Here is a 1281-nt window from a genome sequence, read left to right as displayed (position 1 = left end):
TACATGGTGCTTGCGGGCCAGATTGATGGCTTTGGAGAGGCGGGATTCGAGCTCGTTGAAGCGCTCGGGATCCAGCTCCAGCCGATCGAGGTAACTGCGCAGCTCGCTGTGGCTCTCCTGCACGCCTATCATCGCCTCGTTCAGCATCTGCAGCACAGGGGTGAGCCGGCTGTCCATGCCCACCAGGCTCTCGGCCTTGTCGACGGAGACCTGCAACAAGCCGGCGATGGTGGTCTCTTCGTTGTCATAGAGCAGATCGAGACAGGCACCGCACTCCTGCATCAGCTCTGTGCCGTTGGCGAGCCGCTGGTGCTCCTCTTCGATCGCCTCGAACTCTCCCGGTTGCAGGGCAAATTCGTCCAGCTCCTGTACCTGATATTCGATGAGCTGACGGCGAGCCTCCCGCTGTTGCTGTTCAGCCTTGAGGCGGTTGAGCTCATTTTGCAGCTGGCGCCATAACTGATAGTGCTGGCGCACTTCGTCCAGCAGCAGGTGATGGCCGGCATAGCCATCCAGCAAATTGAGTTGATAGTCGGGTTTGAGCAGAAGCTGGTGGGCGTGCTGGCCGTGGACGTTGACCAGCAGTTGGCCCAGGTTCTTGAGTTGGGTCAGGGGGACGGGCACGCCGTTGATGTAGCTGCGGGAGCGCCCTTCGGCAGAGAGTACCCGCCGCACTATGCATTCGCCTTCGTTGTCCAGCTCGTTGGCAGCAAGCCAGGCGCGGGCGGCGGGGTTGTCGTCCAGCAGGAAACGGGCGCTGACCTCTGTCTTGTCGCTATCGGGGCGCACCATGCTGGCTTCGGCCCGCTCGCCGAGGCAGAGTCCGAGCGCGTCTATGGCGATGGATTTACCGGCGCCCGTCTCACCCGTGATGCAGGTCATGCCGGGTTGCAGATCGAGTTCGAGAAACTTGACGATGGCGAAGTTGTTGACGGTCAGCTGGGTCAGCATGGTCTCATCCTGTATGGGCCAACATTACTGTGTATGCATCCAGTATATACTGGTCTTATATACAGTAAAGAGGGTGCCGCCATTTTTAACGAATACGGGCCACCAGACTGGTGACCCGCACGGGCTAGCGAGGAGAGCGATGAGAGAAGAGAGACGCGGGGGTCAGTGGAAGGCCGACATCAGATCCGGATGGGCGGCAATCACCTCGTCCAGCGCCTGTTCCAGCCGACTGCCGCTGGTGATGAGCGGGTTGAGCACCAGGGCACGCCAGGCGGTATGGCGGTTGCCGGTGATGGCCGCCTCGATGGTGAGCTGCTCGAACTCCTTCAT

At 60.7% G+C, this 1281-nt stretch carries 2 protein-coding genes; both read right to left on the bottom strand.

From position 1 onward, the window contains the following. Positions 1–951 (bottom strand): DNA repair protein RecN (gene recN, locus AAC083_RS23375; protein ID WP_258224790.1); only part of this gene is annotated, 951 nt, incomplete at its 3' end. Positions 952–1113: 162 nt separating this feature from the next. Next, a complete protein-coding gene (locus AAC083_RS20390) occupies positions 1114–1281 on the bottom strand; it encodes a family 4 glycosyl hydrolase (RefSeq protein WP_339736582.1) in 168 nt (55 codons plus the stop codon).

The organism is Aeromonas sp. HMWF014, from assembly GCF_963878295.1.
GTDB lineage: Bacteria > Pseudomonadota > Gammaproteobacteria > Enterobacterales > Aeromonadaceae > Aeromonas > Aeromonas popoffii.
The sequence above is the reverse complement of the archived record's forward strand: the minus strand, read 5'-3'. Positions and strand labels throughout refer to the sequence as shown.

Coding starts and splice junctions, on each gene's coding strand:
- AAC083_RS20390 (WP_339736582.1), bottom strand. CDS start 1,281: ATGAAGGAGTTCGAGCAGCTCACCATCGAGGCGGCCATCACCGGCAAC.